Origin of the sequence: Cerasicoccus frondis (assembly GCA_031296915.1) — a bacterium.
Taxonomy (GTDB): domain Bacteria; phylum Verrucomicrobiota; class Verrucomicrobiia; order Opitutales; family Cerasicoccaceae; genus Cerasicoccus; species Cerasicoccus frondis.
In genome coordinates this window covers 158,666-175,150 of sequence record JAVDPC010000005.1, presented here as the reverse complement: position 1 = coordinate 175,150, position 16,485 = coordinate 158,666, and the positions used below count along the sequence as shown (strand labels likewise).

The following is a 16,485-nucleotide window of genomic DNA, read 5'->3' as shown; positions in this document are numbered from 1 at the left end:
GCCTCACCGAATCTGCGTTCAATCCGCGTTCATCTGCGGCTAAAACTCACGTATTGTTCGGATCGAGTTACCCCAGGCAGGCGATGGCCAAGTCGCGCATGACGGCGTCCTGGTCCTGCGGTTTGCGCATCAGGTCTTCGAAGGCCTTGGTGAACGACACTTGGAAATCCACGAGCTGCTTGAGTTTTAATTGACGGCAGGGGGGGGCGACTTTGTTGCCGAGATACCAGAGGTTCTGCGTGAAGACGTTGAAGTTGCTCTTGTCGTCAAAGCCGCCGAAGTGCTGGGCGTATTTGCGCTGCGCGGCTTCAAAGGTTGGCTTGGAGAAGCCGCGTGGGCCGAGGGTGATTTCGCCGGAGTCCATCAGGACGCGTAGTTGGATCATCAGGCGGTTGCGGCCCTGTAGGTTCACGATGAGTGGACGCGCCTCTTTGTGAATGAAGAAGTAGCGGCGCAGCGCGTCGAGGGTCCAGTTGAGGTCCAGCGAGAAAAACGCTTCCACCGGCTCGAAGAAATCGCCCTCGCCAAAGTGCGGCACCATCTGGATGACGATTTCGTCAGTGACTTCACCGCCTTCGCCGACGTAGGTCGCCAGCTTGCGCGTTTCTTCAAGCACCAGCCGGGTATTCCCGCCTACGAGGCCGATGAGAGATTGTGAGGCGCCGTGGGTAAAGGTGGTTTTCAGACGCTTGCCCTCGGTGGCGATCATATCGAGCAGGAAGTCGTCGTTGGTGCCGGACTTGAGGTCGTTGTAGTCGGAGTTGCTCGCGAACCACTTGAACTCCTTGCGGCGACGGTCGACGGGGTGTGCGGTGATCAGCACATCGACGGCGCTGGGGTCGAGCTTGGCCAGCTCCTCCTGCCATTCGGTGACGAGTTTTTTCGTGCCCTCGGCGCGGCCCGTGACGCTGTCGGCAAAGAATGACACGTCCTTGAGCCAGACGACTTTCTTGTCGCCAAACATGGAGAGCGTCTGGGTGGCGGCGCGGAACTGGTTGAGCGCTGTTTCGACCTCGCCCATGTTTTGCGCAGCGCCATCGATAGTCTCCTTGGAGAAATCGTCCGTGATGTCCTTGGCCTTTTCGGCAAAGACGGCTTGGCCTTCCCGGGTCACCAGGAAGTCGTCGTCGCCACAGATAAAGGTGAAAGGTTTCATGGAGGTTACGCTTTAGGGACTGTCTGAGAATTTCGCTGCGGTGGCAAAGCGAAAAACTACGCGATGAAGGCAGAGTAGATGCTGGCCAGCAGCAGGAAGGTCACCACAACCACGATAATCGTCGCCACGCGGGAAATCAGGGCGATGGAAAATGCGGTGGCGAACTCCTTCACGTCGGTCATCAACAGGATCAAGCCGGTGAGCGCAAAGAGGTTGAGCGGAACTTTGATCATCCAGCCGTTCATGCCAATCAAGTCCAGGATGACCTCCAACGTGATCGCAAAGATGGACATGAGCAAGCTGAGCAGGATGAGCTGACCAAAGAGAATCGGGAAGCCCTTCATTTCAAAGCTCAGTTTGAGGATGATAATGGTCAGGCCGAACTCGACGAAAAACAGCACGATGTAGCTGACGACCATGAAGAGGGTTGAAGGCTCTTCCTCCACCTCTTCATCAGGGTAGCCCTCGCCGTTGAGGAACATCTCGAGATCTTCGCTGATGTAGTCCTCGTAGGAGTCGGTTGGGATGTCCTCCATGTCCATGGCAAACTCTTGGATGGTTGGTTGCGCCTCGGGCATGGGGGGGAGGGGTTCCTCGTCCTCGCTTGGGGTAGCGGGGGGCAGGCTCGGAGTGGGCGTGGGTTCCGCTTCGTTGTCCTCAACTGAGGGCGAAGCAGTGCCGCTCGTTTGCGGCGTTTGGGGACCAAATGATGGCTCTGGCGTGAAGCGGAATTGGCTGTCGATGAAGTTGCCGTTGAGTGTCCAGCCCCGGCCAGTAATAAAGGAGAATTGGGACGTTCCATCTGGCGCCATGTAGTCCATCGCAAAACCGTCGGCGCTGTAGAGTCGGCCAGAGCGGAGTTCGAGCGAGCCGCCGGGGTAGTTCATGACGCGCTTGGCGGCGCGTCCCATTTCCGATTCGGGTGGCCCCATTGCCTCGATCACTTCCTGCTCGGTCATGCCTCGAAATAAATTCGCGGCATGCACAGAGCTGGTCATGCTCACAGCAAGGCACAGGAGCAGCATCTGTAGCCATTGGCGGTGTATCATTGGCGGCTACTCTTAGTGATTGAATCCCAGCGCGCAACCTGTCTTTTTACTAACTTCATGCCCCTGGAAGACGAGACAGATGAATCTTTTATGCGCCACGCCATTGCCGTGGCCAAACGCGCTTGGGGCGACACGCATCCCAACCCCATGGTCGGCGCCATCATCGTCGAGCGTGGTCGCGTGGTGGCCGAGGGCTGGCATGAGCGGGCCGGTGGGGACCATGCGGAAGTCGCGGCCATCAAAGCCCTGGGGCACCGTCCGCGCTATGATGCGACGCTGTATGTGACGCTTGAGCCTTGCTCGACTCATGGCCGCACTGGACCTTGCACCGAGGCGATTATCCAGCGTGGCTTTGCCCGGGTGGTGATTGGCGCGCGGGACCCAAATCCTGCGCATGCGGGGCGTGGCATCGAGATCCTGCGGGAGGCGGAGATTGAGGTCATCGAGGGCGTACTGGCGGATGAATGCATGGACCTGAACCTGATTTTTAATCACTACATCGTCGAGCAAACGCCCTTCATTTCGGCAAAAATCGCCATGACGCTCGATGGCAAAATCGCGACGCGCACCCGGCATTCCCGTTGGGTTACGGGTGAGGAGTCACGGGCGGATGTTCATCAGTGGCGGCGTTTATTCCCGGCCATCGCCGTGGGCGCAGGCACGGTGATCGAGGACGATCCGGCGTTGACTTCGCGACGTGCAGGGGAAGCGGTTTATTGCCCGGTGCGTTTTATTTTTGACCGCCATTTGCTGACGGCGGATTACCTGGACTATCAGGTCTTTGCCGATGAGTTTCGTGCGCGCACTATCGTGGTGACCAAGACGGAAGCGGATCGCAATCGCCTCAGCCGGATCCAGGCTACAGGTGTGCAGGTGTGGGAAATCCCCTTGGAGCCGCCGCATATTTTCTACAAAATCTTTCAGAAAAAGTGCCTCAACGAGAACCTGACCGGCATCCTCGTGGAGGGGGGGAGTGGCCTTTTGAGCGATATGCTTTCGGAGTGTCTGATCAATTACCTGCTCTGCTATCGCGCGCCCAAGTTGCTGGCTGATGACCAGGCGGTGCCCGCGTTTCGCGGCCTGAACACCAGCGAAATGATGGACGCCATCGTGCTGCGCGATGCGAAAAATGTGCTCTTCGGCCAAGATGTGTTTACCCGCGGTCACTTGGAGTATCCCTTCGAATGAGCCAGCCCCGCATCATCGTCGCCACGGGCAACGCCCATAAGACAGGAGAGATCGCCGCCGCGCTTGAGCGGGCGGGCGTCCGCATCGAAGTGGTTAGCGCCAAGGCGGTCGGCGGCATGCCAGAGGTCGAAGAAAACGCCGTGACTTTTGCGGGCAATGCACGGTTGAAGGCTGAGGCGCTGCTAACTCAAGTCACCAAGCAGGGACTAGATGCTGCCACAAACTGGGTGCTCGCCGATGACAGCGGTTTGGAGGTGGATGCGCTGGATGGCGCGCCGGGTATTTACTCTGCGCGTTACGCCGGGCCGGGCGCGACGGACGCCGACAACAACGCCAAGCTTTTAAACGCGCTGGCAGGCAAACCGCCGCCCGAGCGTGGCGCTCGCTTTACCTGCACCTTGGTCCTGTTGGGCGATGGCGTGGACGAGACGTTTGCCGGCCATTGCCCAGGCCAGATTTTGGATGCGCCGAGCGGTGACGCGGGCTTTGGTTATGATCCGCTGTTTGCGCCCGATGGTTATGAAGAAACCTTCGCCCAGCTTGGTGGCGCGGTGAAAGACCGCATCAGCCACCGGGCGCATGCTTGCCAACTATTGGCCAAGTGGCTGATGCGTAAGGTTTAGCCGCGGATGGACGCGGATTAAACGCGGATGCTTTAAAGGCGAGGGATACTTGACGCCAGCATGGCGGTTTTCGTCTCTCGCGAAGGCGCGAAGATTAAGGACTGGAGGAATTAAAAGTTAGTATATGTTCATTCCTGATACTCCTGTTTGATCATTCGCTGGTCTTTGCGGCTTCGCGCCTCCGCGAGAGAATATCACGCATCCTGGCATCCGTGTTTCATCCGCGTCCATCCGCAGCTAAAATATTTATGTTTCACACTTTTCGCCAAGTGCGGCATCTGTTTGTTTAGCGGCATGAAATCTCGTCCGATACCTGGTTCGACTGGCGAAGTGCTGACCGAGCTGCCGTCCCCCTATTTGCCGCATCCGGCGACAGGTCTGCTGCATTTGCCGCGCTTCATCGCCAAGATTCGCTACACGCAACAGCATGGCGAGTTGCCCAAGAGCTATCGCAAGAATTACAAGCGCGGCTTTGACCGATTTCTGTGCATGCACCTGGGTGTAGAGCCAAGCGACGTGGAAACCATCGTCTGCGAAAGCGCGGATGACGCTGAGATGGATCAGCGGCTGCTCGAACTATTCCCCGACGACGTGCAGGCCGCCAAGTGGAATCGCGAAGTTGTCCAAAAAGGCATGACCGAGGCGGGCCGTGAATTCATCCGCGAGTCTTTGGAAAAGATGGGCTGCCTGGATTGGGAGACCGAGGTGAAATCTGTCGCGGACATGATTGAGCTCGATGAGGGGCGCTTGGGATAGTCGAGGTATTACGATATGGTCGTGATAGTTTAAGGGAACTTATAAGGGATGGCACTGTCGTTTACCTGATGCCTCGACGCGCCGCTGCTGACCCCTTGCCGCTGTGGATTAAAACAATTGCCCTGGTGCTACCCATCTCTCTGGTGGGCGGTTACGTGGGCTACCAGCAGCATTTGGCGCAAGCTCAGGAGGAGGAGAGCCAGCAACTGCGGATGAAAGACGCCCCAGAGCAGTTTGTTCGGGACGAGGCGGTTGCGGCTACGGGGCTGCGAAGCTTGGCTGCCGACTCAGGCAATATTGGCAGCCAAGGCTATTATGAAGAGCAGCTTGTCGATTTGAAGGCGTCAGAAAAAAGTCTGCTGGAGCAGGGGGAGGCCGCGTCGGGCTCTCTCCTGGACAGTGGGGAGATTAAACTGCTGCCGAAATCTGAGATCGGCTCTGGCTTACAGACGGGCGACAGTTTTCGATTCCAGCCTGCTTCTCAGGCGGATTTCCGTCCCGCGACCTCCAGCGATGCGGCGAACTGAGCTGAAGTTGGGCCAAAGAAAAACCGCCCCGGCAATCGGGACGGTTTGACCAAACTTGATGCAATGGCTGCTTACGAAGCCTTTTCCACGGTATACATGTGGACGTCGCGCTGCGGGTAGGGGATCGTGATGCCCTCTTCGTCCAAGCGGAGCTTGATGGTTTCCTGCAGGCGGAAAAAGACGTCCCAGTAGTCTGCACGATTGACCCATGGGCGGACGGCGAAGTTGACCGAGCTGTCGGCCATTTCGAGCAGACCGATGGTGGGGGCGGGATCGTCGAGCGTGCCGGGGTCGTTTTTGACGATTTCGGTGAGGATCTCCTTCACCTTGCGGATATCGTCGTCGTAGCTGACGCCCACTACGAGGTCCATGCGGCGGGTGTCCTTGGCGGAGAAGTTGGTGATCGGGCCGCCGATGATCTGGCCGTTGGGAACAACGATGCCTTTGTTGTCCGGGGTGCGCATCTTGGTGTCGAAGATGTTGATTTCTTCGACGATGCCTGCGACGCCGCCTGCGTCGATGAAGTCGCCCACGCGGAAATGGCGGAAGGAAATAAGCATGACTCCAGCGGCGAAATTAGCCAGAGAACCCTGCAGGGCGAGGCCGATGGCGAGGGTCGCGGCGCCGAGCACTGCGATGACGCTGGTGGTGTCGAAGCCCATGCGGTCAGCAGCCATGAGCACCACAATCACCAAGAGCAGCGCGTAGGCTACGTTGCTAAGGAATTTCACAATTGTCTCATCGAGCTTCTTGGCCTCCATCGCTTTGCGGAAGAGCGTTACGACGAGTTTTGACAGCCATTTGCCGACAAAGAAGATGATTAGCGCGAAAATAACGTTTTCGGTATAATCCAGCAACTTGGAGATGATGTAATTGTAATCTGTGTCCATAGCAGGTGTTGGTTTTAGTGTTTGAATTATTCGTCAAAGGGCTAGATTCTTGTCTGCTTACTTGCGAGCTTTTTTCAAAGCGCCGCTCTACTGTCACGTATGAGAACTTCCAGTATTTCCCTCCGAGTCGCTGACTTCCTTAAGGGACATCCTCCATTTGACCTGATTTCGGAGGACGACCTGTTGTTGCTGGCTGGCGCCGGTCGGGTGAAATTCCATGAAGGCGGCGAAATTGTCTACGAAGAGGGCGATGATCGCGGACGCTACGCGTTCATTGTGCAAAAGGGCACCGTTAATCTGTTTCGCAAGTCCTCCCGCGGTGAAGACTTGATCGATGTCCGGGTGGAAGGCGATCTGCTTGGGTTTCTTTTTGATGAGCCTGGCACGCCTTACCGTTGCACGGTCAGGACCGCCAGTGACACGATTATTTATGCGATTCCCCAGGAGCTCCTGCGGGAGATGGGCGAAAAGTATGTCGAGGTGGGCGACTATTTTCGGGAATACTTTGGGGAAGGCTTTAAGCCGCGCCGACACAATGCGAACACCCCGGAAAATGCACGCGGCATCGATGAGCGGCCTGCGCATTGGCTTCAGAAATCCGGCCCGGTCAATGAGCGGGCGTCCAACCGCTTGCTCACCTATAAGCTGGATGAGCCAATTCAAACCGTGGCCCGTAGATTGGCGCCCGGCTTGCAGGAAGCAATTGTGGCCGTTGATCACAACTTGCATCCGCTGGGCATCATTACCGAGTCTGACTTATCGGCTCGGGTGGCGACTGGATTGACGCCAGTGGATGCGCCTGCCCGGGAGATTACGTCGACCAAGTTGATTACGGTCCGCCCAGGCATGAGCGCAGGCCAATTGATTTTGGAAATGCTGCATCACCGGCTGCATCACCTGATCGTCACGGAAGATGGCACGGTGAACTCGCCGGTCCTGGGAATCATCAGCGACCGTTCCATTCAAATGCTTCACGGAAGCATCCCGACTTTTTTGGCCAAGGAAATCTCGGTTGCCGAAGACGCGCACTCGCTGGCGATCCTGCGTGACCGCGCCGATGAGCTTTTGCTGCACTACATCGAGGGAGATGCGCAGGTATTTTGGTTGGCTGACTTCATTGCGGAGGTGGATGGGGCCGTGTTGCAGCGGGCGATTGAGCTCTCGCGACGCCACCTGAAAGAGCAGGGCTATGTGGAGCCGAGCGTTCGCTGGTGCTGGCTGGGGATGCACAGTGAGGGGCGCAAGGAGCGGCTGCTGCGCTCATCTCAGCGGACCGCCATGCTCTACGACGAGTTGCCCGATGGCCCCGATGGATCGGACGCAGAAATCTGGTTTAAGAGCCTGGCGAACGAAGTCACTTCCATGCTGGCGCCGTGTGGCTTCACGCTGGACCCGGATGGCCGCATGGCCACGAACTATGATTGGCGCGGTTCCCTCAGCGTCTGGAAAGCCCGTTATCAGGACTGGATTGCGCGGCCGGTGGAGAGCGACATTCTCAAGAAGACGCCGTATTTTGACGCCCGTTGCATCTACGGCTCGCAGTCGCTATTAGACGAGTTGCGAATCCACATTCAGGAGTGCATTCACGATAATCCGAACTTCATTCCACTGCTGGCCAATGATGCGATGGACAACTTGCCGCCGATCACGATTTTCCGCGATTCGGTGATGGACCAGTCCGGCACTTTGTGGACCAGCATTGACACCAAAATGCACGCCATGCTGCCGTTGGTGGACATTGCCCGGGTCTTCGCGCTCAGCCTCAACCTTGACGATACGACGTTTACGCCGATTCGTTTCAAGCGCGTGGCGCGGCATTTAGTCGAGCAGCGTGAGTTGTTTGAGGAAGCTGCCGAGGCCTTTAGCCACGCCATTCGCCTGCAGACCAAACTCGGGTTGCGGCGTGGCGATGATGGCCAATACGTCAAGCCGGAGGACTTGCCGCGCACTGAAGTCCAGCGATGCAAGGCAATCTTCAAGACCGTGGTGCGGCTCATGGAGTTCGCGTCACAGTATTTTGAACTCGAAGGAAAGTCGCTTTCATGAACTTGTTTGGTGAGGATGACGTCATCTCAGTCTACCGTGACTCGTTTGAGAATACCTGGAGTGATGATGCGCCGGTCAGCAGCATCCGTTTTATTTCACTAGACTGCGAAACCACCGGGCTTGACCCGAAGAAAGACGCGATCATCACCATGGGCGCGGTGACCGTGCAGGATGGGGTGATCATGCTCGACGATCAATACGAGGCCCTGGTCAAATTTTCCTACAACACCTCCTCGGTCGTGGTTCATGGCATCACGGCGGAGGAAGCCGCCGAAAATGGTCAGGACGAGGCCGAGGCGCTGGCCGGGCTGCTGGGTTACTTGCGGGATGGCTTCATCGTCGGGCACCACATTGGCTTTGACGTGGAAGTCATTAAGAACGCCTGCCAGCGTCGTTTCGGCCTGGAGTTTAAAAACCGTTGGCTCGACACCATGGACCTGACGCTTCACCTGGAGCGCGACAATATGTTTGAGGACATGGATTCACCGGCCCCTTTTCAGCGGTCTCCGGGATCTTCGCCGGACTTCGCGCGTTCGCGGGATTTCTCCCTCGACGGACTGTGCCGCCGCTTTGGCGTTGATCCGCATGATCGCCATACCGCCGCTGGCGACGCCTTCATCACCGCGCAAATATTCATCAAATTACTCCGCATCGCCAAACGCGCTGGCCGCACGACCCTGGGCTCCATCAGCCAGCGTTACGTGGAGGATGCGGAAGGCTAAGGCGCAGCATCGACTTAAATTTTGCTGCAATCAAGGTGCTAAGCACGGGTTGACAAATCAGTTTGGCTTCTTCAACTTATCTCCTTTACGCATGCTCGGGTGGCGGAATTGGCAGACGCGCTGGGTTTAGGTTCCAGTGTCTTACGACGTGCAGGTTCGACCCCTGTCCCGAGTACCAGTAATCATGCGGTTTTCCGCGCTTTCAATGACTTATCGTTGACTTATTCCTCCGTTATTGGGGTAATTTGCAACTATGGCGAACGTAAGCGCACCCAAGAGGACACAAAGGCGGCGAGCCAAAGGAACTGGCAAGGTTATTTGCCAAGCTTCGGGAAATTACGCCTTTCAATACCTCGATAGCAATGGGAAGCGAAAGACCCAATCCCTGAGGACTAAAAACCTTAAGGAGGCAAATGCGAAAGCTGACGATCTGGCGCGAGTATTGAATTCGGACAGCGAAATCGAGGTGCGCATGGAGATTGCACGCGCACGGAAGCTGATCAAGACCAAGGCTCTGCCTCTTAATGAGGTTTGGAGCGAGTTCGAGGCGAGCGGGCCAACTGGGAGTGCCGGTACGCTTAAGGTGTATCGTCGCGCCCTACAGGACTTCCTTGAGTGGGTAGGAGAACGATACCCGTCCATCACCTCCTGGGAAATGGTTTCGCCCGATGTGGCGAACGAATTTCTAGACCACCTCTGGGGGCAGGGGTTATCGGCGAGCACATTCAATGATAAGCGTGGATCATTGTTGCACATCACCAAAAAAGTAGGCCGTAGGTTTGGTATTGAGAATCCTTGGCTGGAAACGGAACCTCGAAGTGGAGTCCAACAGAAGCGACTACCTCTATTTCCCGACCAAGTTTCTGCGCTAGTTGGGCTGTCGGAGGAACGAGACCCAGAGCAAAAATGTGTGCTATATCTGGGGCTGTTCGCAGGTATGCGGATGGCGGATGCTGTAATGCTACGTTGGAAAGACGTGAACCTCACTTCCAGGCGTATTACATATACACCTATCAAGACTGCTCGCACATCCGGCGCGACTGCGCAGGTTCCAATACTCGATCCGTTGCTAAAGGCGATTGGTGAGCTTGAGAAATCAGATAACTACCTTACGCCCAGCCTAGTTGAGAAATACAATGTTCGGCGAGGTAATGTCAGCGACCGCTTAGTTGCAGTCATTAAAAAAGCTGCGGGAGAAGGTGCCCAAGACACGGTAGCGCAGCACCAAATAAAGCGGTCGCTCTATGGATTTCATTCCTTGCGCCACACGTTTGCTTCGGAGTCAGCTAAAGCCGATGTCCCAGTTGCGTATTTGCAGCTCATGACGGGTGACACAATTCAGACTTTGCAAAAGTATTACGTCAAAGTTGGTCTCCAAGAGATCGCTGCTCCCGGCTTTGAGGCTTTGAAGGAGTTGGTGACTGGCCGACAGGAGGGCGATAGGTCTGAGCTGAAACGACTTGCTGAAGTATTGTCTTTGGAATCCGTGAAAGAGCTCATTGAGCATGCCCGGGGGTTGGGCCTTACTTGACGGGTTGATCATCGGGATTATACCACCCACACATCTGGGGCTCGTCCCCTTCGGTTAGCACGATTTCCGGATACTTTGGATTGATGGACTCTAGCACCTTGACACGGGGAGCGCCGCCACGTGGTGAAGTGTAGCTTTTGCCTTCTTCGATTTCCTCTTGGGTTGCCGGGCGCGTATTGTAGCGCTTGAGTGTTCGTTCATCGTTCAGCACGAAGCAATAAATTAGACCCTTCTTTGGCATCGGGTTCTTGAGCGCTTTAGCCTGCTTTACGACCACAATGGAACCATCTTCAATCATTGGCTCCATGGAGTCACCACAAACTTCAAGGGCAATATAATCTTTGCCATAATCTTTCTTGAATTGGGCTTCGGTTTCATCGCTTGGGGTCGGAGAGCCCGCAGCCACACCAAAGCATGGGAGCGTGAACCATTCCACGTCTGTATTCTGTGGGAATGGGGTGACTTTGGACTGACGAGACTTCTTCGGCTTCGATTCGCTCTCTTGGTTTCGGACGAGGTCCGCGAAGAATGAGATCATTTGGCGAAGATCAACGTCACCAGGGGCCGCTTTAGCAATTATGCGCAAGTCTTCATGGAGGGAACGGGCTTCGGCGTCATCTCCCTTGATGGTGATGCTGATTTCGTCCGTGGCGCGACCAGTTTTGATCAGTTCGTCAAGTAGCCATGCTTTGGCAATTTCCAGCCCCGTTTCGCGGTCGGGCCATACTGGTTTTGCGGGTGGCTTTTCCCCGATTGGCCAACCTCCGCAAAACTTAGCCAGCAAATCCTTGTCAGGGGCACGGTCACGCTTGAGGACAAATGTTATCCTCGATGGGTCAACCTGACAGGCTTCAGCAAACTCAGCCTGGCTTTTGTAGTGGATGTTAATCGCGCTACGCAGCGCTTCTTGGGTGTGTTGCATAATTCTCAAGCTAAAAAAAATTTACACATCGTCAATTTTTTTTCTTGAAGGTATTTACTAAATGAAAATTATTTACGAGATGACAACGATCGATCAAGCAAACGACGAAGCAATCAATAAAGTCAGGAGAGGCGTTGATGGTGTTCTCAAGATGCTATCCCGCAAATGCAAACATGGAGACGAGGACGTAAGACGCGCTGCCGAGAGCGCGAAGTCGCATTTTGATAAATGGAATCCCTCGCAAGGAAATAGCGCCAATGAGCCAGCCTGACCCTCCGTGGGTGGGAATGCATCCATACGACTACGAGGAATCATTGCTGAGACCCAAATCTGACCCTGACGAAGCCTATGAGCGCTGGCGAGAAATGCGTGCCGAAGAATTTCAACAACAACATCAAACACACACAACACATGGCAGTATCACTGAAAAACATCACTAAGGGGGCCACAATCAGAGCCCCGAGAATTATCATCCTAGGAGTTGAGAAGATTGGTAAGACAACCTTCGCTTGTGGTTCCCGATTTGAAAATGGACAAATTGCGGAGACTGGCATTAATGCTCCCATCGTCATCCCCACTAAGGGTGAGGAAGGCGCAGACTCCCTCGACGTGGCAAGCTTCCCCACGATGATGAATTACAATTCAGTAATGGAAGCTATTGGTTCTCTCTATACTGAAGAACATGAGTATCGTACGGCTGTTCTCGATTCAGCTAGCGCTTTGGAGCCGCTTATTTGGGATGCCGTTTGCAGTGCTAATAATGTCAACGGCATTGAGGACGTTGGCGGGGGATACGGAAAGGGTTACACCGAAGCTCTCGGGCTTTGGCGCCAGCTACTTGAGGGCTTGGACGCCTTGCGCGCTGCAAAAAACATGGCTAGCGTTATCATTGGTCATGTGAAGGTGAAGCGCTTCGATGATCCGGCAGGCGACTCTTACGATCAGTACACTTTCGACATCAATGACAAGGCGGCGAACCTGCTGTTTCGTTGGGCGGATGTCATCCTTTTTTGCAACACGAAGGTGGTGGTTAAAAAAGAGGACAAGGGCTTTGGTCAAAAGAAGGCCCAGGGCATTGATCTGACCGGGGGTGCCCGATTCCTCTTTACGCAGAAGCGCCCAGCACACCCCGGCGGTGGTCGAGGGGCCTATGGTCAATTGCCCTATGAGCTTCCGCTTGATTGGGCAGAATTTGAACAAGCTGTAGCCAGCGTAGCGCAGTAAACAATTTCCCTCCCAAAACTCAGGCTAAATTAAATGCAGTGTAGCGTATTGAGTGAGAGTTCAGCCGGATGTTGTGAGGGAGGGAATTCAATTTCCAAGCAGAAGTAAAACTATGCAGGTATCGTCTGCAACCGTAGAGCTAATTGCCCAGATCACCGGTCCACTCGTTTCGGCGGGCGCCTTGGTCGAGAGTGAGCGCAAGAATGCTGTGGCAATATTACGAGGTCACACTCCTGGCAAGACTCTCCAAAAGACTACTGATCAATGGGTGACGGTGGCCAAAGCCGCAAAGCAACTGGGCGTTTGTAGCGCCACGGTTCGGCGAATGCGTATCGGAGGTAAGATTCAAGGGCGATACCTCAATGATTCCAAACGTAGTCTCCGCATTTCACAAGCGTCCATCGACGCACTTTCAAATCAATAACACAAAATAAAATATATTATGAGTAACATCGCATCAGCAATGGGCGGGGCCTTCAACCCCTACGAACACGAAGCGGCTCAAGGTTATGAGCCCCTTAAGCCGGGATGGTATCCCGTTGAAATCAAAGACGCGGAAATTAAGGCGACCAAGGCAGGCACAGGTAGCTACCTCAAGATTGAGTTCGATGTGCTAGACTCTGCAAATATGGGCCGTAAGCTATTCGTCCAAATCAACCTCCAGAACCCGAGTGCTAAGGCCGTCGAAATCGGCATGCGCGAACTGGCCAGTCTGGGGCAAGCGTGTCAGCTTCAGGCGATCACCGATACCTCGGAGCTGCTTGGCAAACGCATCGAAGCCCGTGTAAAGATCGGTAAGGCCAATGAAGGTTACGAGCCCGACAACGAAGTAACGGCCTACAGGCCACTTGGTCAGCAGACAGCTCCCGCACACCATCAACCAAGCGGGCAGCCTGCGACTCAGCATGCTCAGCAACCGGCTCAGCAACAAGCCGCTCCCGTTCAGCAACCCGCACCACAACAGCCCGCACCTGCTGTAGGTGGCGGCGGTAAAATGCCCTGGGAACGCTAATCGATTTTGGCGGGGCATAAAGTCGGTGGATGACGCCGGATGGGGAACAGTAGGCCCAGGTTGAACACCCGTCATTACTTTTACTTTAAATGATGAAATTTATGAAATCACTTAGCGAATTATCACGAAAATTGTTTGAGGCCAAACAGGCTGAAAACACAGCAAAGGCCAAGCGCGTAGAGGTCGAAGAGCAAATCGCTTCGCAGGTCGAGACTTCCGCGAACGGAAGCAAGACCGTGGACAGTGGCGATGGTCTCAGGGTAACAGTCAAACGTGCCTTGGGTTATAAGGTCAACGTCGAGGCAATGCGCGAATCCGGGTTGCCCGATGAAATGCTACCTCTCAAGCAAACTGATCCGGTTCCCGCTGGATACGTCTTCGACCAGAAGGCTTACGAGCGAATCATCGCAGACCCGACGGCGGCGACAAAGCTTGCTGAGTTCGTGGAGGTCACTCCACGCAAGCCAACCGTCACGATCAAGGTGGCATAGTATGGACAACAAGACACACGACTTTGACGAGTGGTTTGAAACCCTGTCCATGCTTCTAGCCGATGAGGGCGGAATCTACTTCACCAATAAGGACTCAGCACGTGAAGACTACTACTCTGGTCGCGATGTCTTCGATGTCCGAGACGAGATCGCTGCTGAATATCAAGATTAAACAGTGACAGCCATAGTGGCTGACTGGCCCGGTAACGGGTTACTCGCAACAACACCAACACCGATCACAACATTACCAATCATGGGGAATCTGTCGCAATTCATGCCCGAGGAAACGGAGACAATCCGCCGTATCTTTGACTGGCACAAAGAGCAAGGCGTTGCTGAGCCGCCGCGAGGCTACCTTGGCGCTTCAATCATCGGGCATGATTGCGACCGATACCTTTGGTATTGTTTCCGCCAAGCATTGAAGCCTGAGTTTTCCGGACGCCTGTATCGTCTGTTTGAAACCGGTGACTTGGAGGAAATCCGATTTGTTAAAGAACTACGTGCCATTGGCTGTGAAGTTCATGAGGTGGACCCTAAGACTGGCGAGCAGTTTGAAGTCAACGCCATCAATGGTCACTTCTCTGGACACATGGATGGCTGCGCCTCTGGGATTCCTGAGGCACCTAAGACATGGCATGTGCTAGAGTTCAAAACCCACAATGCCAAGAGCTTTGAGAAGTTGCGCAAGACCGGTGTGAAGGCGTCGAAGCCTCAGCACTATGCGCAGATGATGAGCTACATGGGCCTGACCGGCATGAGCCGAGCCCTCTACCTGGCCCGCAACAAAGACAACGATGATCTTTACGGCGAGCGTATTCGCTACAATGCCGAGGAGTTCAAGGGGCTCATGGCACGAGCTGAGCGGATTATCAAGGCGAACGAAGCCCCCGAACGTTGCGCTTCACGTCCCGATGATTTTCGCTGCCGATTCTGTGACGCCAAAACACTTTGCTGGGGAGGCGAGTCCGAAGTCGCAGTTCCCTTACCGGATGTATCCTGTCGGACATGTTGCCATGCCACCGCCGAGCTTACCGGAGCCCCCTGTCGCTGGAGTTGCGCACGGATGAAATATGACATTCCGGAGAATGTTCCATGTGATGACCATTTGCTCTTACCGAGCTTGATTCACTTCGCCGATCCAGTGGACGCAGGCGAGGATCACATTGAGTTTAAAAACAAGTCAGATGGGGCGGTTTGGCAGCACGGACCTCATCCTGGCCAATATAGCACCAAGGCACTCATCAATAGCCTTGGGCCGTTGGCTCCTGGTAGTGGCGAACCATCCAATCCCCCCGTTATCGTGGCAGGTTATGAAGACGCTTACTGCCGATGGGTAGGTTCGCCTGAAGGGATTACCGCCGCAATGGATGAGCTTGGATTTGGGGCATTGATGGAGCACCAGCCTAACCACACTGACGACAGTGGAGCCATGCGCTACTTTGAATACGGCAACGTCCTAGTTGTCGTAAATCAGGAAGCCAATGAAGCTACCATATTGGAGGGGAAGCAGTGAAGAACCTCCCTGAAACCAACGCCCCCTCCAAGGTAACACGCCATCATATCGGGCAACGTATTCTCTACCGACTCCCTAACCAAGCCGTGGTCAGTGAAGGCGAGATTATGGAGATTTCTCCAGAGGGGAATTTTTTCAAAGCCGGTCGCTCATGGCTGGCCAATGAGTCGGGCGCGGTCCTGTCCGTGCTGTCCGGCTCAATCAAGATCAAGAAACGCAAAACACCTTACGATCAATGAACACAGTAAAAGAACCGATACCTACTCGCGAGGACAACCCAGATGGGTATCATCAGAAGTATATCATCAGCAAGGCGGATGGTTCGCCTGTTGATCCAGGGGCGGAATATTTTGTTCTACGCCTGACTTCAGGGGGCGATCAAGACCATCATAAAGCGAGTCTTCGAGCGCTTAGTGCTTACGTTGATTCCATTGAGGGCAAATTACCAAAGTTGGCTTCCGATCTTCGTGAGCGTTATTCGCTGTTGTCCGCTTTTGCTTTGGCTTGGATTTCACTGTCGATGGATGCTTATAAAACCGCTTACAATAATGGTTTCTACGAGCACAACGGGACGCATCCTAGTGATGGCGATATTGGAATTTGGATAATGAATATCGTATCAGAGCTTGCGGAAGCATGGCAGGGGCATCGCGATAACATGAAGGATACTCACCTGCCAGATCGAGACGCTTTGGAAGTGGAGCTTGCAGATGTCATTCTTCGGACGATGAGCACAGCCGAGGCTCTCGGGTTTAAACTAGAGTCTGCGATACTCGAAAAACATGCCTACAACAAAACTCGCCCATATCGGCATGGCGGAAAGAGGTTTTAAGCC

20 protein-coding genes and 1 tRNA gene are annotated in these 16,485 nt (G+C 54.7%); 17 read left to right on the top strand and 4 right to left on the bottom strand.

Annotated features, from left to right (window positions below; translation table 11 throughout):
- Positions 1-67: 67 nt before the first annotated feature.
- Together holA and RBB63_RS05915 are read right to left on the bottom strand one after the other, a co-directional pair.
- Entirely contained in the window at positions 68-1,156 is a 1,089-nt protein-coding gene (gene holA, locus RBB63_RS05920; RefSeq protein WP_309382076.1) for a DNA polymerase III subunit delta, read from the bottom strand.
- A gap of 56 nt (positions 1,157-1,212) precedes the next feature.
- Positions 1,213-2,205, bottom strand: a complete 993-nt coding sequence (locus RBB63_RS05915; RefSeq protein ID WP_309382074.1) for a hypothetical protein — start codon at positions 2,203-2,205, stop codon at positions 1,213-1,215.
- Between the two features lie 57 nt (positions 2,206-2,262).
- Between RBB63_RS05915 and ribD the strand changes: the two genes are divergently transcribed.
- The 4 genes from ribD to RBB63_RS05895 all read left to right on the top strand — a co-directional run bounded on the left by ribD (position 2,263) and on the right by RBB63_RS05895 (position 5,299).
- Complete coding sequence (ribD, locus tag RBB63_RS05910) at positions 2,263-3,393, top strand: bifunctional diaminohydroxyphosphoribosylaminopyrimidine deaminase/5-amino-6-(5-phosphoribosylamino)uracil reductase RibD (RefSeq protein ID WP_309382072.1); 1,131 nt, start codon at positions 2,263-2,265, stop codon at positions 3,391-3,393.
- Positions 3,390-4,016 carry an RdgB/HAM1 family non-canonical purine NTP pyrophosphatase gene (rdgB, locus tag RBB63_RS05905; RefSeq protein WP_309382070.1) on the top strand — a complete coding sequence of 209 codons (627 nt, stop codon included), beginning with the start codon at positions 3,390-3,392 and terminating at the stop codon, positions 4,014-4,016. The genes ribD and rdgB overlap by 4 nt, the downstream gene beginning before the upstream one ends.
- Positions 4,017-4,310: 294 nt before the next feature.
- On the top strand, positions 4,311-4,772 hold the full coding sequence (locus RBB63_RS05900; protein WP_309382068.1) for a DUF5069 domain-containing protein: 462 nt from the start codon (positions 4,311-4,313) through the stop codon (positions 4,770-4,772).
- Between the two features lie 68 nt (positions 4,773-4,840).
- A complete protein-coding gene (locus RBB63_RS05895; RefSeq protein ID WP_309382066.1) occupies positions 4,841-5,299 on the top strand; it encodes a hypothetical protein in 459 nt (152 codons plus the stop codon).
- Between the two features lie 71 nt (positions 5,300-5,370).
- On the opposite strand, the gene RBB63_RS05890 is transcribed toward RBB63_RS05895, so the two are convergent.
- Entirely contained in the window at positions 5,371-6,189 is an 819-nt protein-coding gene (locus RBB63_RS05890) for a mechanosensitive ion channel family protein (RefSeq protein ID WP_309382064.1), read from the bottom strand.
- Positions 6,190-6,288: 99 nt separating this feature from the next.
- Here RBB63_RS05890 and RBB63_RS05885 point away from each other — a divergent pair, with 99 nt between their 5' ends.
- The 4 genes from RBB63_RS05885 to RBB63_RS05870 all read left to right on the top strand — a co-directional run bounded on the left by RBB63_RS05885 (position 6,289) and on the right by RBB63_RS05870 (position 10,488).
- Positions 6,289-8,235 (top strand): DUF294 nucleotidyltransferase-like domain-containing protein, encoded by a 1,947-nt coding sequence (locus RBB63_RS05885; protein WP_309382062.1) that lies wholly within the window; start codon positions 6,289-6,291, stop codon positions 8,233-8,235.
- Positions 8,232-8,957 carry a 3'-5' exonuclease gene (locus RBB63_RS05880; protein ID WP_309382059.1) on the top strand — a complete coding sequence of 242 codons (726 nt, stop codon included), beginning with the start codon at positions 8,232-8,234 and terminating at the stop codon, positions 8,955-8,957. The genes RBB63_RS05885 and RBB63_RS05880 overlap by 4 nt, the downstream gene beginning before the upstream one ends.
- Positions 8,958-9,050: 93 nt before the next feature.
- Positions 9,051-9,135: transfer RNA gene (locus RBB63_RS05875), tRNA-Leu, on the top strand.
- A 294-nt stretch (positions 9,136-9,429) separates the two neighbouring features.
- Complete coding sequence (locus RBB63_RS05870; RefSeq protein ID WP_309382057.1) at positions 9,430-10,488, top strand: tyrosine-type recombinase/integrase; 1,059 nt, start codon at positions 9,430-9,432, stop codon at positions 10,486-10,488.
- Here RBB63_RS05870 and RBB63_RS05865 read toward each other — a convergent pair.
- Entirely contained in the window at positions 10,481-11,410 is a 930-nt protein-coding gene (locus tag RBB63_RS05865) for a LexA family transcriptional regulator (RefSeq protein WP_309382055.1), read from the bottom strand. The genes RBB63_RS05870 and RBB63_RS05865 overlap by 8 nt on opposite strands.
- A 61-nt stretch (positions 11,411-11,471) precedes the next feature.
- Between RBB63_RS05865 and RBB63_RS05860 the strand changes: the two genes are divergently transcribed.
- The 9 genes from RBB63_RS05860 (at position 11,472) to RBB63_RS05820 (ending at position 16,482) form a co-directional block, all read left to right on the top strand.
- Positions 11,472-11,681, top strand: coding sequence for a hypothetical protein (locus RBB63_RS05860; RefSeq protein ID WP_309382053.1), 210 nt, complete (start codon positions 11,472-11,474; stop codon positions 11,679-11,681).
- A gap of 77 nt (positions 11,682-11,758) precedes the next feature.
- Positions 11,759-12,634, top strand: a complete 876-nt coding sequence (locus RBB63_RS05855; RefSeq protein WP_309382051.1) for an ATP-binding protein — start codon at positions 11,759-11,761, stop codon at positions 12,632-12,634.
- Between the two features lie 112 nt (positions 12,635-12,746).
- Complete coding sequence (locus tag RBB63_RS05850; RefSeq protein ID WP_309382049.1) at positions 12,747-13,058, top strand: helix-turn-helix domain-containing protein; 312 nt, start codon at positions 12,747-12,749, stop codon at positions 13,056-13,058.
- Between the two features lie 18 nt (positions 13,059-13,076).
- Positions 13,077-13,646 (top strand): DUF669 domain-containing protein, encoded by a 570-nt coding sequence (locus RBB63_RS05845; RefSeq protein WP_309382047.1) that lies wholly within the window; start codon positions 13,077-13,079, stop codon positions 13,644-13,646.
- A gap of 101 nt (positions 13,647-13,747) precedes the next feature.
- Positions 13,748-14,137 carry a hypothetical protein gene (locus RBB63_RS05840; RefSeq protein ID WP_309382044.1) on the top strand — a complete coding sequence of 130 codons (390 nt, stop codon included), beginning with the start codon at positions 13,748-13,750 and terminating at the stop codon, positions 14,135-14,137.
- Between the two features lies 1 nt (position 14,138).
- On the top strand, positions 14,139-14,309 hold the full coding sequence (locus RBB63_RS05835) for a hypothetical protein (protein ID WP_309382041.1): 171 nt from the start codon (positions 14,139-14,141) through the stop codon (positions 14,307-14,309).
- A gap of 81 nt (positions 14,310-14,390) precedes the next feature.
- Positions 14,391-15,650: a hypothetical protein gene (locus RBB63_RS05830; protein ID WP_309382040.1), complete on the top strand. Its 1,260-nt coding sequence runs from the start codon at positions 14,391-14,393 to the stop codon at positions 15,648-15,650.
- On the top strand, positions 15,647-15,889 hold the full coding sequence (locus RBB63_RS05825; RefSeq protein WP_309382038.1) for a hypothetical protein: 243 nt from the start codon (positions 15,647-15,649) through the stop codon (positions 15,887-15,889). The genes RBB63_RS05830 and RBB63_RS05825 overlap by 4 nt, the downstream gene beginning before the upstream one ends.
- Positions 15,886-16,482: a nucleoside triphosphate pyrophosphohydrolase family protein gene (locus tag RBB63_RS05820; protein WP_309382036.1), complete on the top strand. Its 597-nt coding sequence runs from the start codon at positions 15,886-15,888 to the stop codon at positions 16,480-16,482. The genes RBB63_RS05825 and RBB63_RS05820 overlap by 4 nt, the downstream gene beginning before the upstream one ends.
- Positions 16,483-16,485 lie beyond the last annotated feature (3 nt).

Excerpts from the sequence above, each read along its gene's own strand:
- RBB63_RS05885 (WP_309382062.1), top strand. The coding sequence starts at position 6,289 with ATGAGAACTTCCAGTATTTCCCTCCGAGTCGCTGACTTCCTTAAGGGA.
- RBB63_RS05820 (WP_309382036.1), top strand. The coding sequence starts at position 15,886 with ATGAACACAGTAAAAGAACCGATACCTACTCGCGAGGACAACCCAGAT.
- holA (WP_309382076.1), bottom strand. The coding sequence starts at position 1,156 with ATGAAACCTTTCACCTTTATCTGTGGCGACGACGACTTCCTGGTGACC.
- RBB63_RS05890 (WP_309382064.1), bottom strand. The coding sequence starts at position 6,189 with ATGGACACAGATTACAATTACATCATCTCCAAGTTGCTGGATTATACC.
- RBB63_RS05900 (WP_309382068.1), top strand. The coding sequence starts at position 4,311 with ATGAAATCTCGTCCGATACCTGGTTCGACTGGCGAAGTGCTGACCGAG.
- RBB63_RS05870 (WP_309382057.1), top strand. The coding sequence starts at position 9,430 with ATGGAGATTGCACGCGCACGGAAGCTGATCAAGACCAAGGCTCTGCCT.
- rdgB (WP_309382070.1), top strand. The coding sequence starts at position 3,390 with ATGAGCCAGCCCCGCATCATCGTCGCCACGGGCAACGCCCATAAGACA.
- RBB63_RS05835 (WP_309382041.1), top strand. The coding sequence starts at position 14,139 with ATGGACAACAAGACACACGACTTTGACGAGTGGTTTGAAACCCTGTCC.
- RBB63_RS05865 (WP_309382055.1), bottom strand. The coding sequence starts at position 11,410 with ATGCAACACACCCAAGAAGCGCTGCGTAGCGCGATTAACATCCACTAC.
- RBB63_RS05850 (WP_309382049.1), top strand. The coding sequence starts at position 12,747 with ATGCAGGTATCGTCTGCAACCGTAGAGCTAATTGCCCAGATCACCGGT.
- RBB63_RS05895 (WP_309382066.1), top strand. The coding sequence starts at position 4,841 with ATGCCTCGACGCGCCGCTGCTGACCCCTTGCCGCTGTGGATTAAAACA.
- RBB63_RS05845 (WP_309382047.1), top strand. The coding sequence starts at position 13,077 with ATGAGTAACATCGCATCAGCAATGGGCGGGGCCTTCAACCCCTACGAA.
- RBB63_RS05915 (WP_309382074.1), bottom strand. The coding sequence starts at position 2,205 with ATGATACACCGCCAATGGCTACAGATGCTGCTCCTGTGCCTTGCTGTG.
- ribD (WP_309382072.1), top strand. The coding sequence starts at position 2,263 with ATGCCCCTGGAAGACGAGACAGATGAATCTTTTATGCGCCACGCCATT.
- RBB63_RS05860 (WP_309382053.1), top strand. The coding sequence starts at position 11,472 with ATGAAAATTATTTACGAGATGACAACGATCGATCAAGCAAACGACGAA.
- RBB63_RS05880 (WP_309382059.1), top strand. The coding sequence starts at position 8,232 with ATGAACTTGTTTGGTGAGGATGACGTCATCTCAGTCTACCGTGACTCG.
- RBB63_RS05840 (WP_309382044.1), top strand. The coding sequence starts at position 13,748 with ATGAAATCACTTAGCGAATTATCACGAAAATTGTTTGAGGCCAAACAG.
- RBB63_RS05830 (WP_309382040.1), top strand. The coding sequence starts at position 14,391 with ATGGGGAATCTGTCGCAATTCATGCCCGAGGAAACGGAGACAATCCGC.
- RBB63_RS05855 (WP_309382051.1), top strand. The coding sequence starts at position 11,759 with ATGAGCGCTGGCGAGAAATGCGTGCCGAAGAATTTCAACAACAACATC.